The 16,540-nt window shown below is 61.7% G+C and carries 15 protein-coding genes; 4 read left to right on the top strand and 11 right to left on the bottom strand.

Translation table 11 applies throughout. The features are described from left to right. Nucleotides 1-158 precede the first annotated feature (158 nt). Nucleotides 159-2,114, top strand: a complete 1,956-nt coding sequence (locus BW979_RS13925) for an acetoacetate--CoA ligase (protein WP_076384047.1) — start codon at nt 159-161, stop codon at nt 2,112-2,114. A 151-nt stretch (nt 2,115-2,265) separates the two neighbouring features. Here the strand turns inward: BW979_RS13925 and BW979_RS13920 are convergent, their stop codons facing one another. Then, nucleotides 2,266-3,384 carry a PilT/PilU family type 4a pilus ATPase gene (locus BW979_RS13920; protein ID WP_047227842.1) on the bottom strand — a complete coding sequence of 373 codons (1,119 nt, stop codon included), beginning with the start codon at nt 3,382-3,384 and terminating at the stop codon, nt 2,266-2,268. 134 nt (nt 3,385-3,518) lie between these two features. Between BW979_RS13920 and BW979_RS13915 the strand changes: the two genes are divergently transcribed. Next, entirely contained in the window at nt 3,519-6,056 is a 2,538-nt protein-coding gene (locus tag BW979_RS13915; RefSeq protein WP_076384046.1) for a PAS domain-containing protein, read from the top strand. A gap of 48 nt (nt 6,057-6,104) precedes the next feature. Continuing rightward, nucleotides 6,105-6,380: a peptidylprolyl isomerase gene (locus BW979_RS13910; protein WP_076384045.1), complete on the top strand. Its 276-nt coding sequence runs from the start codon at nt 6,105-6,107 to the stop codon at nt 6,378-6,380. Between the two features lie 37 nt (nt 6,381-6,417). On the opposite strand, the gene BW979_RS13905 is transcribed toward BW979_RS13910, so the two are convergent. From BW979_RS13905 to BW979_RS13870, 8 genes are all read right to left on the bottom strand, one after another. After that, complete coding sequence (locus tag BW979_RS13905; RefSeq protein WP_076384044.1) at nt 6,418-7,341, bottom strand: sugar kinase; 924 nt, start codon at nt 7,339-7,341, stop codon at nt 6,418-6,420. 153 nt (nt 7,342-7,494) lie between these two features. After that, nucleotides 7,495-8,712 carry an amino acid deaminase gene (locus BW979_RS13900; protein WP_047227839.1) on the bottom strand — a complete coding sequence of 406 codons (1,218 nt, stop codon included), beginning with the start codon at nt 8,710-8,712 and terminating at the stop codon, nt 7,495-7,497. Nucleotides 8,713-8,741: 29 nt separating this feature from the next. Then, nucleotides 8,742-9,506: an IclR family transcriptional regulator gene (locus tag BW979_RS13895; RefSeq protein WP_047227838.1), complete on the bottom strand. Its 765-nt coding sequence runs from the start codon at nt 9,504-9,506 to the stop codon at nt 8,742-8,744. Nucleotides 9,507-9,651: 145 nt separating this feature from the next. Next, on the bottom strand, nt 9,652-10,041 hold the full coding sequence (locus BW979_RS13890; protein ID WP_047227837.1) for a RidA family protein: 390 nt from the start codon (nt 10,039-10,041) through the stop codon (nt 9,652-9,654). Nucleotides 10,042-10,083: 42 nt separating this feature from the next. Further along, a complete protein-coding gene (locus BW979_RS13885; RefSeq protein WP_047227836.1) occupies nt 10,084-10,875 on the bottom strand; it encodes an amino acid ABC transporter ATP-binding protein in 792 nt (263 codons plus the stop codon). Continuing rightward, entirely contained in the window at nt 10,872-11,534 is a 663-nt protein-coding gene (locus tag BW979_RS13880) for an amino acid ABC transporter permease (protein ID WP_047227835.1), read from the bottom strand. Before BW979_RS13880 ends, BW979_RS13885 begins: the two co-directional genes overlap by 4 nt. A gap of 9 nt (nt 11,535-11,543) precedes the next feature. Beyond that, nucleotides 11,544-12,206, bottom strand: coding sequence for an amino acid ABC transporter permease (locus tag BW979_RS13875; protein WP_076386604.1), 663 nt, complete (start codon nt 12,204-12,206; stop codon nt 11,544-11,546). A gap of 53 nt (nt 12,207-12,259) precedes the next feature. Next, on the bottom strand, nt 12,260-13,108 hold the full coding sequence (locus BW979_RS13870; RefSeq protein WP_047227834.1) for a transporter substrate-binding domain-containing protein: 849 nt from the start codon (nt 13,106-13,108) through the stop codon (nt 12,260-12,262). 349 nt (nt 13,109-13,457) lie between these two features. On the opposite strand from BW979_RS13870, the gene BW979_RS13865 reads away from it, so the two are divergent. Then, on the top strand, nt 13,458-13,904 hold the full coding sequence (locus BW979_RS13865; protein WP_076384043.1) for a thioredoxin family protein: 447 nt from the start codon (nt 13,458-13,460) through the stop codon (nt 13,902-13,904). Between the two features lie 157 nt (nt 13,905-14,061). Here the strand turns inward: BW979_RS13865 and BW979_RS13860 are convergent, their stop codons facing one another. Beyond that, on the bottom strand, nt 14,062-15,708 hold the full coding sequence (locus tag BW979_RS13860; RefSeq protein WP_076384042.1) for a phospholipase D-like domain-containing protein: 1,647 nt from the start codon (nt 15,706-15,708) through the stop codon (nt 14,062-14,064). A 176-nt stretch (nt 15,709-15,884) separates the two neighbouring features. Then, nucleotides 15,885-16,508 (bottom strand): vWA domain-containing protein, encoded by a 624-nt coding sequence (locus BW979_RS13855; protein WP_442962057.1) that lies wholly within the window; start codon nt 16,506-16,508, stop codon nt 15,885-15,887. Nucleotides 16,509-16,540 lie beyond the last annotated feature (32 nt).

Below are 16,540 nucleotides of genomic sequence, written 5' to 3'. Positions count from 1 at the left end.
AGGCTTGCCCGCGATGGCCGCACCGCGGTTTAACAGCTAAACCGCGTTTTCGTTCATCGCGGGCAAGCCTTGCTCCCACAAGTCGGGGATAAATCCCCTCGCCACAAGATTGGGTCGCTCTATAGTTTGTGTGTACATAAAAGAAAAAGAGGCACCCCATGTCCGACATCCTCTGGCAACCCACCCCCGATCGCATCGCCCAGTCACGCATGGACGCCTTTCGCCGGTTCATCAACGAACGGCATCAGCTGCAACTGAGCGATTATCCGGCGCTGCACGCCTGGAGCATCGACCAGCGTGAAGCCTTCTGGCAGGCCATCGTCGACTTCTTCGAGATCCGTTTTCACCAGGCGCCCAGCGATGTGCTGGTCGAAGGTGAGCAAATGCCCAGCGCCCGGTGGTTTCCCGGGGCGACACTGAATTTTGCCGAACACCTGCTGCGCCGGCGCGATGACGCCGTGGCCGTGGTTGCCCTCGACGAAAGTGGCGGGCAAGAACAACTGACCTGGGCCGAACTTGCCGCCCACGTCGCTGGCCTGCAAAAAAGCCTGCAAGCGGCAGGTGTGAGCAAGGGCGACCGGGTAGCCGCGTGCATGCCCAACACCTGGCAGACCCTGGCGGGCATGCTCGCCACCACCAGCCTGGGGGCGATCTGGTCGTGCTCCTCGCCTGACTTCGGCACCCACGGGGTCATCGACCGGTTCGGCCAGATCGAGCCCAAGGTGCTGATTACCTGCGCCGGTTACCGCTACGCCGGCAAGGTCATCGACCAGCGAGCCAAGGTCAACGAAATCCTCGAGCGCCTGCCTTCGCTGCAGCAATTGATCATCCTGCCCTATGCATGCCCTGACGCCCGCGTCGAAGACTTCAAGACAACGGCCAGCGTCGCGTTGTGGAGCGACTTCTACCGCTGTGGCGGCGAACCGGCGTTCGTTGACGTGCCGTTCGATCATCCGCTGTACATCCTCTATTCCAGTGGCACCACCGGCGTGCCGAAGTGCATCGTCCACAGCACCGGCGGCGTATTGCTGCAACACCTCAAGGAACATGGCCTGCATGTAGACCTTGGCCCCGAAGATCGCCTGTTCTACTACACCACGTGTGGCTGGATGATGTGGAACTGGCTGGTGTCGGCCCTCGCCGTCGGCAGTGCGGTGGTGCTCTACGACGGCTCGCCCTTTCACCCTGGCCCCAAGCGCCTGCTGGACCTGATCGACCAGCAGCGCATCAGCGTATTCGGCACCAGCCCCAAATACCTGGCGGCCCTGGAAAGCCAGGGTTTGAAACCGCGACAGACCCATGACCTGGGCAGCCTGAAAACCATCCTGTCCACCGGCTCGGCCCTGGCGCCCCATAGCTACGACTACGTGTATCGCGACTTCAAGACCCAGGTGTGCCTGGCCTCGATGTCCGGTGGCACCGACATTGTGTCGTGCTTCGTCAATGGCAATCCGTTGTCCGCCGTTCGCCGTGGCGAGATGCAGGGCAAGAGCCTGGGCATGGCGGTGCAGGTCTGGAACGAGGCAGGCCAGGCGGTCATCGGTGAGAAAGGTGAACTGGTCTGCACCCGGCACTTCCCGGCCATGCCCATTGGCCTGTGGAATGATCCGCAGCAGGAAAAGCTAAGGGCCTCCTACTTCAGCCAGTTCCCCGGTGTGTGGGCCCAGGGGGACTACGCCGAGGAACTGCCTCACGGCGGTTTCTTGATCCACGGGCGTTCGGATGCAGTGCTCAACCCCGGTGGCGTGCGCATCGGCACGGCGGAAATCTATCGGCAGGTGGAAAAGGTCGAGCAGGTGCTGGACAGCGTTGCTATCGGCCAGCAATGGCAGGGTGATGTGCGCGTGGTACTGTTTGTGCGCCTGCGCGACGGCGTGACCCTGGATGAGGCCCTGGAGCAACAGATCCGCCAGGTGATCCGCGCCAATACCACACCGCGTCATGTGCCGGCGAAGATCCTGGCAGTCAGCGACATCCCGCGGACCATCAGCGGCAAGGTGGTGGAACTGGCGGTGCGCAACGTGGTGCATGGGCAGGTGGTGAAAAACACCGATGCCCTGGCCAATCCCGAGGCGCTGGAGCAGTTCAGGGATCGGCTGGAACTGACCACCTGAGGTTAAAGCCGTATGGGCCATCTGGCCTCATCGCGAGCGGGCTCGCTCCCACATTGGTCGGTGGTGAACACAGGATTGGCAATCACCATCGATTCCCTGTGGGAGCGAGCCTGCTCGCGATAAACGACAACGCGGTATGCCTGTAGAACCATCAATCCATCAACCCCCACTCCCCCGCCGCCGGATCGGCCGGGGGCACCGCTGCCCCCGACTCGGCATGCAACTTCAGGCGCAACCGCAGGTTGTTCGCCGAGTCGGCGTTTTTCAGGGCTTCCTCCTCATCGATAGCGCCCTCCACCACCAGGTTGTACAGGGCATGATCGAAGGTTTGCATCCCGAGTTCTTCTGACTTCTCCATGATGCCCTTGAGCTCACCGAACTCATTGCGGCGGATCAGGTCGGCCACCGTGGGCGAGCCCAGCATGACCTCCACCGCGGCCCGGCGCTGGCCGGTGCGAGTGCGCACCAGGCGTTGCGACACGAACGCCTTGAGGTTGTTGCCCAGATCATTAAGCAGCTGCGGCCGGCGCTCTTCCGGGAAGAAATTGATCACCCGGTCCAGCGCCTGGTTGGCATTGTGAGCATGCAGGGTGGAAATCACCAGGTGCCCGGTGTCGGCGAAGGCCAGGGCATGTTCCATGGTTTCGCGATCACGAATTTCGCCGATCAGTACCACGTCTGGTGCCTGGCGCAAGGTGTTCTTCAGGGCGGCATGAAAGCTGCGGGTGTCGACACCGACTTCCCGTTGATTGATGATCGATTTCTTGTGTCGATGGATATACTCCACCGGATCTTCAATGGTGATGATATGGCCGCTGCTGTTGCGATTACGGTAATCGATCAGCGCCGCCAGGGAAGTCGACTTGCCCGACCCTGTCGCGCCGACGAACAGCATCAGCCCCTGTTTCTGCATGATGGTGTCCAGCAACACATTTGGCAGTTTCAGGTCCTCGAACCGAGGGATGTCGAGCTTGACGTTGCGGATCACCATGGACACGTCATTGCGCTGCTTGAAGATATTGACGCGAAACCGCCCGACCCCAGCCAGGGAGATAGCCAGGTTCATTTCCAGTTCTCGATCGAACTCAAGCCGCTGTTCGGCGTCCATCAAAGACTCGGCGAGCCCGGCGATGTCGCCCACCTTGAAGGGCTGGTTGCTCAAGGGTTTGAGCACCCCCTCGAAACGCGCGCACGGCGGCGCACCGGTGGACATATAGAGGTCGGAGCCATCCTGGCTCGCCAGGATGCGTAACAAGGGATCGATTTCCATGGCCTGATTGACTTCCGCGAGACTTCAATGAAACAAGCTGACCCGATGAGCAAACTTTTCAGACCAACCCGCGCTTACCTTCTTCAGAGGATAGTAGACACCGTGGCTGCGACACGATTTGCAGGGTTTGCGTGATGAACGCAACACCCACCGGCATTGACATACAAAGCCTGTTCGCCCGACGTGACTGGGCCAACAGCCCGCTGGGCACTGCCCAAACCTGGCCCCAGAGCCTGCGTACCGCCCTGGACATCGTGCTCCACTCGCCGCTGCCGATGTCCCTGCTGTGGGGGCCACAGCTGATTCATTTCTACAACGACGCCTTTACCCGCCTGACGGGCGACAAACACCCCCAGGCGTTCGGCCAGCCGACCCATTCAGCATGGCCCGAACTCAAAGACCTGAGCGGGCCGATTTATCACCGCGTGTTGCAAGGCCACATGCACACCTGTCGCGATCAGCAATGGCGGGTGCCCTTCGCCGGTCGCCTCTGCGATGTCTGGCTGGACCTGACCTACAGCCCCGTGCGCGATGAAGACGGCGCCGTGGCCGGTATTCTGGTCACAGCCATCGAGACCGGTGAACGACGACGCCTGGCCCTGGAGTTCGAGCGACGCTCAGAAGCCAGCCTCAAGGCCCAGCAGGAAAGCGAGGAACGCCTGCAACTGGCCCTGGCCGCTGCCGATACGCTAGGCACCTGGGATTGGGACATCAGCGAAGACCGCTTTGTTGCCGACGAGCACTTCGCGGTGCTGCATGGCGTCGACCCGAACCTGTCGCGCCAGTTGCCCATCAGCGCTTACCTTGAAGGCGTGCATCCCCAGGACCGGGCCATGGTCACCCGCAGCATCAAGCATTGCATCACCCACAGCACTGAATACGCCGAGGAGTACCGTCTCCTGCGGCCTGACGGCGAACTGCGCTGGGTGTTCGTGCGCGGTCGTTGCTACAAGGATCGCCATGGCCGGCCCAAACGCTTTCTCGGCGCGGCCCTGGACCTGACCGATCGCAAGCGTACCGAGCAGGCCCTGCGCCAGAGCCAGACCGAACTGCAACTGATCATCAACGCCATGCCGGTCCTTATCAGCTATGTGGACCGGGAAGAACGTTTTCGCCTCAACAACAGCGCCTATCTGGATTGGTATGGCCTGACGCCCCAAGAGCTATATGGCAAGACCATTCGCGAAGTGCTCGGCGATTCAGCCTACGCCGCCCGCGCCGAGCAGATCGCCGACGCCCTGGCAGGCAAGCCGTGCAGCTTCACCGTGCAATCGGATCACCGCGACGGCCGTCCCCGCCATGCCTTGATCAACTACCTGCCGCGCCGTGGGGCCGATGGTGCGGTGAACGGTTTCTACATCTTTGTGATCGACGAGACCGAGCGCAAGAAAACCGAAGAGGCCCTGCGCAACCTCAACGAAACGCTCGAAGAACGCGTCATCGCCCGCACCCAGCAACTGGCCGAAGCCAACCACCGCCTGCAAAACGAGATGTTCGAACGCGAACGTGCCGAGGAGGCGCTGCGCCACGCCCAGAAAATGGAGGCCGTGGGCCAACTCACTGGCGGCATTGCCCATGACTTCAACAACATGCTCACCGGCATTCTCGGCAGTCTCGACCTGATGCAGCGCTACATTGCCAGCGGTCGCACCGCCGAGATCGGTCGTTTCACCGAAGCGGCCGTGTCCTCGGCCAATCGTGCGGCGGCCCTGACCCACCGTCTGCTGGCGTTTTCCCGCCGCCAGTCGCTGGACCGCAAACCGCTGGACCCCAATGACCTGGTGCGTTCACTTGAAGACTTGCTGAGCCGAACCACCGGCGATCACATCGTGCTGCGCCTGCAGTTGGCCGATGAACTGTGGCCGGTCAGCACCGATGCCAGCCAGTTGGAAAACGCCCTGCTCAATCTGGTGATCAACGCTCGGGACGCCATGCCCGAGGGGGGCGAGTTGACCATCGAAACCGCCAACGTCTACCTCGACGGGAATGACCTCAGTGCCCTGGAACCGGTCAAGGCCGGTGACTACGTGATGATTGCCGTCAGCGACAATGGCAGCGGCATGACCCCATCCGTGCTGGCCAAGGCCTTTGATCCGTTCTTCACCACCAAACCCATCGGCCAGGGCACCGGTTTGGGCTTGTCGATGATCTACGGGTTTGCCCAACAGTCGGGTGGCCTGCTGAGCCTGGACAGTGTGCCGGACCAGGGCACGCGGGTGCAGTTGTACCTGCCGCGGCTGTACGTCGCGTCTGTCCAGCAGACTGCGGCGCCGGTAGCGCTGGATGCACCGGCCGCAGTCGCCGGTGAAACCGTGTTGCTGGTCGAAGACGAACCGGCCGTGCGCATGCTGGTGCTCGATCTGCTCGACGCCCTGGGTTACACCACCCTTCAAGCCCAGGACGCCAAGGCTGCCCTTGGGCTACTGGAGTCCAGCCAGCGCATCGACTTGCTGGTGACCGATGTCGGCCTGCCAGGCATGAATGGCCGGCAACTGGCGGAAATCGCCCGTCAGCATCGGCCCGATCTGAAGGTGCTGTTCATGACCGGTTATGCGCAGAAGGCCGCCGAGCGCCAGGGCTTTCTCGAGCAGGGCATGGATATGGTTGCCAAGCCCTTCAGCCTCGATCTGCTGGCGAACAAGATTCGGACGATGATCAACCATGGCGCCTGACTTGAGGCATAATCGCCGCCCCGTCGCACCGTTCAGGTCACTGCTGCAATGAAAGCCCAAGCCCGCCATATCCTGGTGAAAACCGCCGAAGAAGCCGAACAGCTCAAGCAACGCATCGCCAAAGGCGAAGCCTTCGATGTACTGGCCAAGAAATACTCCACCTGCCCCTCGGGCAAACGCGGCGGTGATCTGGGTGAAGTACGGCCCGGGCAGATGGTCGGTGCGATCGATACGGTAATCTTCAAAAAGCCCCTGCGGGTGGTGCATGGGCCGATCAAGAGCAAGTTCGGCTATCACCTGGTGCAGGTGTTCTACCGGGACTAATGATCGAGCCCGCTCCCACAGGTGCTTCCCGGCCCCTTCAGTCCTTGGGCATCAACGCCCCCGGCACCTGGATGACCCGGCTCGCCAACAGATGTCCAGCCTCGGCGGCCTCCACCGGGCTGCCACCGAGCAGGCGGCTTGCCAGGTAAGCAGCACTGAATGAATCCCCCGCCGCCGTCGTGTCCACCACCCGCTCCACTCGCTGGGCCGGAATCTCGAAAGACTCACCATCACAACAGATCAGACAGGGCTCGGCACCGCGCTTGAGCACCACTTCCGACGTGCCCAACTGCGCGTACGCGGCGAACACCTCAGCGCTGTCGGCATAACCGAACAGCGCCTGCTCGTCGTCCACCGTCAGCAGCGCCAGCTCCACGTAAGGCAATACACTGCGATAGGCCGCACGGGCTGCATCCACTGATGCCCAGAGCCTTGGCCGGTAGTTATTGTCGAACACCACCTCGGCCCCGCGCCGGCGGGCCTGGATCAGGGTTTCGATGAGCTTGCCACGACCTTGCTCACCGAGCACGGCCAGGGTGATGCCGCTGAAGTACAGCACGTCGTAATCCGGCAGCGCCGCCAGAATCGGTGCGGCGGCCGGGGTGGTGAAGCAATCACGCACCGCCGCCTCGTTGCGCCAGTACAAAAACCGCCGCTCACCCGCCGCGTCGGTCTGGATGCAATACAAACCCGGCAAACGACCGGGCAGGCGCTGGACCCGATCCAGGCCGATATTTTCGGCGGCCCAACTCTGGCACATGGCATCGCTGAAACTGTCGTCGCCCAAGGCGGTAACGTAATCCACCGCGCCCTTCTCACCCAGGGCGCGGGACAGGTACACAGCGGTGTTCAGGGTGTCGCCGCCGAAGCTTTGTTGCAGACTGCCATCGGCGCGCTGCTGCAGTTCGATCATGCACTCGCCGATCAGGGCGATGCGAGGTTTTGGGTTGGGGTAGCTCATGGGCGATCCTGATATTTCGATAGTGTCTGCCAGGCCGCTATCGCGAGCAGGCTCGCTCCCACAGGGGATATTGGTGAACATAAACCCTCTGTTCACAACCGCCCCCACTGTGGGAGCGAGCCTGCTCGCGATAGCCGCGACTCGGTTTCAAGGCTAGAAACAAGTCTCCATGCTCTCGACCACCCGCAACTGCTCATCCACCAGGCACGCCACCCGCCACTTGTCGAAAGTCAGGCACGGATGCGACGTACCGAACGAGATGATGTCGCCTACCCGCAGTTCCACCCCGGTCGCCACCGTCATGAACGCATGCTGGTCCATCACCGCCGTGACCTTGCAGCCGGCCAGGTCCTGCCCCGCTATGGAGTCGGAGCCGGGTTGGTAACGCTTGAGCGGCACCGGCAGCCCGGCGTCATAGGCCACGTCGCGTTTACCCAGGGCGATCACCGCAAAGCCGGGTTCAGGCAGCGATTGCACGTGGGCCCAGACTTCCAGGGCCGGGCGCAGACCTTCGTGCAGGTCGCTACGCCGTTCCAGCACGCAGCACTGGGCCTCTTTGTAGATGCCATGGTCATGGGCCACGTAACTGCCAGGACGCAGCACACTGAGGAAACGTCCGTGGGCGTTCCGAGCCTCGAAAGACTCGGCAATCAGGTCGTACCAGGCTGAACCCGAGGCGGTGATGATCGGCTTGTCGATGGCGAACGCACCGTTGTCCTGCAGTTGCACCGCCAGCCCCACCAGGGATGCGGCAAACGCACGGATGCCACTGATGGCGTGGTCACCATGGATCACGCCTTCGTAGCCTTCGATACCGGTCAGCGCCAGCGCCGGTTGCGCCCCGATCGCCTCGGCCAGGGCCAGCACCTCGGCCTCGGTCCGGCAGCCACACCGGCCACCCACCACACCGTATTCGATCATCACGTTCAACTTCGCGCCGCGAGAGGCAAAGAACGCGCCCAGCTCGGCAACGTTGTCGGGATGGTCGACCATGCAATGGAATTCGAACGCTGGATCTGCCAGCAGATCCGCGATCAGCGCCATGTTTGGCGTGCCCACCAATTGGTTGGCCATCAGCACCCGGCGCACGCCATGGGCGTAAGCGGCACGGGTCTGCACTGCGGTGGCCAGGGTCAGTCCCCAGGCGCCGGCCTCGAGTTGGCGGCGAAACAGCGCCGGGGTCATGCTGGTCTTGCCGTGGGGCGCCAGTTCGGCACCACTGTCCGTGACGAACTTTTGCATCCAGTCAATGTTGTGCTCCAACGCTTGGCGATGCAGCACCAGCGCCGGCAGGCTGATGTCGCGCAGCAGGTGATCGCCCGCTTGGGCGGCCCCCTTCTCCACGGCAGCGTTATGAATGGCAGAAGACATGTTCACACTCCTCACACAGCCGCGGCTGTCTATTCATTGATGCGACGGGCCAGGTTGTTGGCGCTTTCGATCAGCACCCGGCGGTAGTCGGCGTAGTTGTTCTTGGCGTCGGCCCGTGGGGCGACGATGCACAGGGTCGCGATGGCCACGCCATTGGCGTCTTTGACCGGCGCGGCGAAGCAGTGGGTGAAGGTGTCGGCCACACTGTCGAAGGAGAAAAATCCATCGAGCCCGGCCTGGCGGATCTCGGCAAGAAACCGCTCCAGGGGCAGGCGCTCGCCGTCCGGCAGGATGAAGTCGTCGGGGTCGATCAGGTCGACGATCTGCTGGTCACTCAGATGCGCCAGCAGCAGGCGTCCGGATGCGGTCCAGGGAATCGGCGCGTTCTCGCCGATGTCCGAGGAAATGCGAAAATGCCGCTCCCCCTCCTTCATCAGCGCCACCGTGTATTTGCGCCCGTTGAGCAGGCACATCTGGGCGGTTTCCCGGGTCTGGCTGACGATTTCCTGCAAGGCGTGATCGGCCTCGCGACTCAGGTCGAAATGCCGCAGGTGCGCCTGCCCGAGAAAGTACAACTGGCGGCCCAGATAGACGTGGCCGTCCTTGCCCACCGGCTCCAGGATGCGTCGCTCCAGCAGCGACGCCACCAGCTCGTAGACCGTGGACTTGGGACTGCCGATGCCGCTGGCGATGTCATTGGGGCGCAACGGCTGGCCGATTTCCTTGAGGAAGTCGAGGATATCGAACGCCCGGTCCAACCCTCGGGCCCGGCGTTTGATGGTGTCTTCGGTCATGTCTTGGGTTCCCATTCAATTGGCCGGGAGTTTAACCAGAGTGCTGCACCGCCTGATAGATTGCTATCGCAGGCAAGCCTTGCTCCCACAGGAGTTTGCATTGCCTTGTGGGAGCAAGGCGTGCCCGCGATGAGTCCTCAGTGACTCAGGCCTTTTTCTTGTAGGCGATGCAATCAATCTCAACCTTGCAATCAACCATCATGTTCGCTTGCACACAAGCCCTGGCAGGGGCATGTTCGGGGCTGAAGTATTCACCAAATACTTTGTTGAAACTCCAGAAATCCCGCGGATCTTCCAGCCATACCCCGCAGCGCACCACATCTTCAAGGCCGTATCCGGCTTCTTCAAGAATCGCGATCAGGTTCTTCATGGTCTGGTGGGTCTGCTCGACGATCCCGCCGACAATAATCTCGCCGTTGACCGCCGGCACCTGACCGGACACGTGCAGCCAGCCGTCGGCCTCAACGGCTCGGGCGAAGGGCCGTGGCTGACCGCCGCCTGCGGTGCTGCCGGTGCCGTAGCGCGTAATGCTCATGGGTGTTTCTCCTTGCCTGTATCAATCAGAGGTTCAATAAAATTAAAAACGGGTGTTCTTGAGAAACTCAGCCAGTCGTGGCGACTGTGGCCGTTCGAACAGTTCTTTCGGTGGGCCCTGTTCTTCGATGCGGCCCTGGTTCATGAACACGATCTTGTCGGACACCTCGAAGGCAAAACGCATTTCGTGGGTCACCAGCAGCATGGTCATGCCGTCTTCGGCCAGCCCCTTGATCACGTTCAGCACCTCACCCACCAATTCCGGGTCCAGGGCCGAGGTCACTTCGTCGAACAGCATCAGGCTGGGGTTCATGGCAATCGCCCGAGCGATCGCCACACGCTGCTGCTGACCGCCGGACAACTGACCGGGAAAATGATTGCGCCGTTCCAGCAAGCCGACCCGCTCCAGCCATTTCTCGGCCAGGGCCACGGCTTCGTCCTTGGGTAGCTTTTTCACCTTGAGCAGGCCCAGGGTGACGTTCTGCAACGCCGTCAAATGCGGGAACAGGTTGAATTGCTGGAAGGCCATGCCGGTCATGGCCCGGTGCCGGGCGATGACTTTTTCCGGGTGGCGCACGCGCTTGCCGCCCACCTCGTCATAGCCGATGGCCTCGCCATCGAGCACGATCTGCCCGCCCTGGAACTCCTCAAGCATGTTCACGCAACGCAGCAACGTGGTTTTGCCCGAGCCGCTGGAGCCGATCAGGGTGACGACATTGCCGCGCTGCATGCTCAGGTCCACGCCCTTGAGCACTTCCACCGGGCCGTATTGTTTGCGCAGACCGCGAATGTCCAGCAGCGGTTGAGCATTGGTAGAGGTCGAAACATCAGTCATGGCAAGGCCACCCGCTTTTCAATGTGCCGCCCGAGCAATTCGATGGCGTAGTTGATGATGAAAAAGAGAAAACCGGCGAACAGGTAAAACTCCAGGGTCATGAAGGTCCGGGCGATGATCTGCTGAGTGCTGAGCAGCAGTTCGGCAACGCCGATCACCGACAACAGGGTCGAAGCCTTGACGATTTCGGTGGAGGAATTGACCCAAGTCGGCAAGATCTGCCGCAGTGCCTGGGGCAACAGCACGTAACCCAGCGCCTGGAAGAACGTCAGGCCGATGGCCTGGCTTGCCTCCATCTGCCCACGGGGCAAGGCCTGCAAGGCACCGCGCACGATCTCGGCCACATGGGAGCCGCAAAACAGTGTCAGGCCCAAGGCACCGGCCTCGAATGCGCCGATTTGCCAGCCCAGGGCCGGGGCCATGTAGAAACAGGCCAGCACCAACACAAACACCGGAGTGCCGCGAATCACGTCGACGTAGAAACGAAACGGCGCGCGCATCCAGAAGCGACCGTAAGTCAGCACCAGCCCGGCGAACAGGCCGATCAGCGTGCCTAACAAAATCGCCAGTACCGAGCACTGCACGCTGGTCAGGAACCCGGCCCACAGCGTCTCCCGGGCGACCCACAACTCATGCAACCAACTGGGGGATTCGTACATGAAAGACTCCTAACGGCGGATCGCCAGACGCTGCTCGAAATAACGCAGCAGCATGGCAATGAGGTAACAGGCCGCGACATACAGGGCCGTGGTCACCAGCCAGGTTTCGATCACCCGGTAGCTCTCCACGTTGATCTTGCGGGCGTAATAAGTCAGCTCCGGCACAGCGATCGCTGCCGCCAGTGAGGTGTCCTTGAACAGCGAAATGAAGTTGTTCGACAACGCCGGCAACACGTTGCGCAGCATCACCGGCACGGTGACGTAGGCCTTCACTTGCCACTCGCCCAAACCGATGGCCAGCCCCGCTTCACGCTGGCCCTTGTGAATGCTCAACAGCCCGCCGCGGAACACTTCGGTCAGGTAGGCCCCGGCGTACAGCGAGAGCGTGATGACGAACGAGGGAATTTTGTCCAGGCGAATACCCAGGCTTGGCAAGGCGAAGTAGATCAGCAGGATCAGCACCAGGATCGGCGTATTGCGGATCACCGTGACATACACCGAGGCCAGCACCCGCAACACGCGGTGCTTGCTCAGCAGCGCGAACGCCATCGCCAGGCCGATCACGCAACCGATGGCGATCGACACCAGCGCCAGGGAAAGCCCCAGGCCGAGCCCCGCCAGCAAGGTGTCGAAATCGCGCCAGACGGCGGCAAAGTTCAACTGATAATTCATGGTCGGCAGTACCTTCAACGGGGCGCCCTCAAGGGCGCCCCGGGCTCACGGGATCATTTGAATTCGACGGGGAAACCGATGGCCGGCGACGGCAGCTCGACGCCGAACCATTGCTTGAACGATGCCGCATAGGTGGGGAATTCCACGCCGGTCATGGCTTCATGCAAGGTGGTGTTGACGAAGTTCAGCCAGTCCTGGTCGCCGCGCTTGACCGCGCAGGCATAGGTTTGCGGGCTCCAGGCGTAGGCCGGGCTGCGGTAGCGACCAGGGTTCTGCACCATCAGGTACTTGACCGAAGACTGGTCGGTGGCGGCCGCATCGGCGCGGCCGGAGTTCACCGCCTGATACATCAGATCGACACTGTCGTACTGATCGACCTTGGCCTTGGGCAGCGCCTGGTGCACCAATTCCTCGGCGTAGACGTTCTGCAGCACAGCCACGGTGACGTCATCGCCGGCGGCCTTGAGGTCTTCGATTTCCTTGTACTTGCTGTTGGCCGGCAGCAGCAGGCCCACGCCTTCGCGGTAATACGGCAGGGTGAACGCCACTTGCTGGGCACGACTGGCGGTGACGGTGATGAACTGGCAGCTCATGTCGACCTTGTCGGTCAACAGGTTCGGAATGCGTGCATCGGACGACTGCACCACAAACTCGACTTTCTCCGGGTCATTGAACAGACCCTTGGCCACCATCCGTGCGATGTCGATATCAAAACCCTGCAACTTGCCATCCGCTCCCTGGAAGTGCCACGGCGCATTGGTGCTGCCCGTGCCCACGATCAATTTCCCGCGCTGCAGCACGCTATCGAGCTTGCTGTCCGCCGCCTGAGCGACACCCATGGCAGCCGTCGTGGCCGCGAAGATAAAAACACACGCTTTGAACAAGGAAGGTCGGCGATGCATGGCAAGCACTCCTGAGTCAGTTTATTCCGCTATACCGGAACTTAGTATGTAACAACGGAATAGACAGCAGAAAGTGTGCCACAGGCATGCGGTGTATGGATAAGGGAAATGGAAAACCAATGAAATCAAAAGGATGGCACGCCCAGACGTTTCAATAGGAACGCGGGCATCTGCGCAGGGACTGCTACTGTTGGCTACAGCCTCGGGTAGCAAGGCCCCAGACAGGGAGCAAGCGAGGCTTTTGCGCACCAAAAGGGAGCCGTTCAACTGTCAACTCTGACAGTAGCGATGCCCAGCCGTGTTGCTTATGGTGGCAAACACTCGCTCTGTCGATGAAGGGAAGCCCGCCATGAGTTCGTTCATCACTCACATCGCCTCATCGAAGGACTACCGCACGGCTCTCAAGACCTGGCGCCCGGTAGTCTTCTATTTCGGCCACCCCCACTGCTACGCCTGTAGCTGGGCCGAGCCGCTGTTTTGCAGCGTTGCCGAGACATTCAAGGATCGGGCGGTGATCTACAAATTGAGTACCAGCGAATCGCCCCGACACCCGGACGTTACCGGGACACCCACGGTGCTGTTTTATAAGGATGGGAAGTTACGCCGCAAGCTCAAGGGCGTCGGTGATCAGGCCTCGCTGACCCAGAACTTTGCCGAACACATCGGCCGAACCAAACCCAGACGGCCGCGTCGTTCGCCTCGCCGTGACTTGCACTGGTTGCACGAGCAACTGCGAACCTTGTGCACCACCCGCCGGGCACGGGAGCTTGTAAGGTTGCGAGCAACGCTTGGATAACGGCGTGTTTCTTGGAATGGCAAATAAGTACCCTGTGGGAGCGAGCCTGCTCGCGATGGCGGAGTGTCAGGCAGTGTTGTACCTTCCGTGACAGAGGTTCATGACAGCTTCCTGGCCGATAAACAGCCCCATGCCATCACTGGGTAACTTACTGCACCTAGCGCCCGCAAAACCTCACTCTGGACAACATCCGCAAATCCCCGTCGCGGTAATAATCGTCCGTCCAGCTGTCATCCACCGCCAGCGGCTTGACCTGCTTGAGCGCCAGTTTTTTCGCGAAATAGCGAAAGCGGTAGTGCTCATAGAAGCGCAGCAGCTCAAGCCCGTAGCGGTCGGCCAGGTCGGTGTCGCCCTGAATGATCAGGTAGTTCTCGTCGTTGCCGCTGCTGGCCGCGGCACTCAGGTTGTGGCTGCCGCTGATGATGGTCGGCGTGTCGCTGGTGAAGTCGGTGACGACGGCTTTGGTGTGCACCAGCAGATTGCCTTTCTGGCCTTTCATGTTTTCCCTGAGCCAGCCCTCCAGGCCGGTATTGAGCAGCGCGGTGGCGGCGAATTCGGCGGTGCGGTCGGCATGAAAGCCAGTGATGCGGCTGGTGGTGTTCTGCAGGCCGTAACGCAGCACGTCGTCGTTGGGTTGACCGAGCAAGGCATCGAGGATCCGGTCGGGCAAGGCGAAGGCCGTGACGAACAGCAGGTCCTTGCGAGCGCCATTGATGATATCGACGAAGCGATCCAAGTCGCCCTCTCCCGTACGCGGCGAGAACCCGGTGAACAATGGCTCCTCGGGGACCATGGGGTTGTTCCGGTTGATCCACTGCCGCGTGGCCTCGACGTCCTCGGGTGCGGCCCAGATCTGCTCGAACACCTGCCGATAGCTGTTGCTGACCCGCGCGTCGTCCAGCACATGAATAACGTTGGCCTGGCGGTAGACGCCGTTGGCAGTGAAATTGGTGCTGCCGCACAGCACGGCCTCGGGGTGAAATGAACCGGTGTCGTCGACCTTGCTCAGCACGATGAACTTGTCGTGGAAAATATTGTGCGTGACGCGCCCGCGCTTGTTGGCCGCCGGCAGCGCTGCCAGACTGGCTTCGTTGCGCAATGTGCCGTCGTCTCCCGGCTCAGCGTGGTACAGCACCCGTACCCGCGCCCCCCGTGCGAAAGCGGCGTTCACAGCCTCGACGATCACCGGCAGTTCATATTCATAGATGGCGACGTCCAGGGCCCAACTGGCGTTCAGGGCCCGGTCGATAAAACCGGTCAAGCGCCCCAGCAAACCGTTTTCCAGCCAGCGGCGCGGCGCGTCGGGCCAAGCATCGATGGACAGATTTTTGTTGGCGTCGATCAGCGCATCCAGCTCGGGAAATTTGCGCTGGAAGGCCTGGCTCGCGGCCACGGCACGATTGAAAATGACCATCTGGTTGCTTGGCTGACCATCGTCACTGGTCACTGACACCTCAAGTGATTCCCCCAGTTGCGGCGCGTCAGGGCTGCCATAGGCCAGGTGCACACGGTAGTGAATTGCCACGCCTGGGTTGATGGCGTAGTCGGCCCAGCGAAATTTCTGCAACGGTGCTTTATCGCTCGGCGTAGCGCGAAATTGCGGGAACGTGTGCACCTTGTCGGGGAAGGTCAGGCTGTTGAACAGGAACAGCCAGGGCTTGGCGCCGTGCTGCTTCTCGATGGCAAAGCCGAGCAAGCCCTTGCGCCGGGGTTCGGCCAGGTCCATGGCGAGCAATACACCGTTGGTGCCAGCGTAGGCCTTGACCCGAAAATCGTCCTGGGCGTTGGTGACGAGTACGCGCATGGTTCACTCCTGTGAGGTCTGGCTGAGCATAGAACAGCGATGCTTATTGAGCGTGCGGATCTGACACCGGGGCGATGCTATCGCGAGCAGGCTCGCTCCCACAGGGGATTCATCGATCGAGTGTTCACCACAGAACAAATGTGGGAGCGAGCCTGCTCGCGATGAGGCCATGTCAGTCAGCGAACATCCGAGCCCGGTAGTCCTTCATCAATATGCCGATACTGCGCCCCCAACTGCCCCGCCAATTGCCGGGCCCGGCCCAGGCGAATCGGTCCGCGTTCGATGTCGATCAACAGGCTTGGGCAATCAAGGGGCGGCAGTGTCAGCTGCTGTTTGACTCGCCCGTCGGTCATCAGCAACACCCGCTGTTGCTCGGTCGGGTAGCGCTTGCGCCGGGCCGTCAACCAGCGTCCGGCCTCGTTCAGCGCCGCCAGCAACGGCGTGCCGCCGCCGGCGCCCAGGCCGTCGAGCCAGTCCCGTAGCCCGGCCGAGGCCTTGAGCCCTTGCACCTGCCAGGCTGGTGCGCTGCCGCTGGCCGTCAGCAAGGCCAGCCGGGCGCGTTGGCGGTAGGCGTCATCGAACAGTTGCGCCAGCAGGCCTTTGCCATCGCTCAAGGCTTGATGACGACGAGTCGAGGCCGAGGCGTCGATGATGACCAGCCACAGTTCATGGGGCGAACGATGGCGTTGCTGAAAACGCAGGTCTTCACGCAGGCGTGGACGGCCAGCGAGCAACGTGCCTGGCCAGTTCACCGCCCCGCTGGCCGCCGCTTTGCTGCGGCCCTGGCGCCCCTGGTCCAACCGTCCCGCACGGGGTCTGGCATTCACCCCCG

It is taken from the genome of Pseudomonas sp. A214, assembly GCF_900156295.1.
Classification (GTDB): domain Bacteria; phylum Pseudomonadota; class Gammaproteobacteria; order Pseudomonadales; family Pseudomonadaceae; genus Aquipseudomonas; species Aquipseudomonas rhizophila.
Note: the sequence above shows the minus strand (reverse complement) of the source record. Positions and strands in the feature narration are given on the sequence as shown.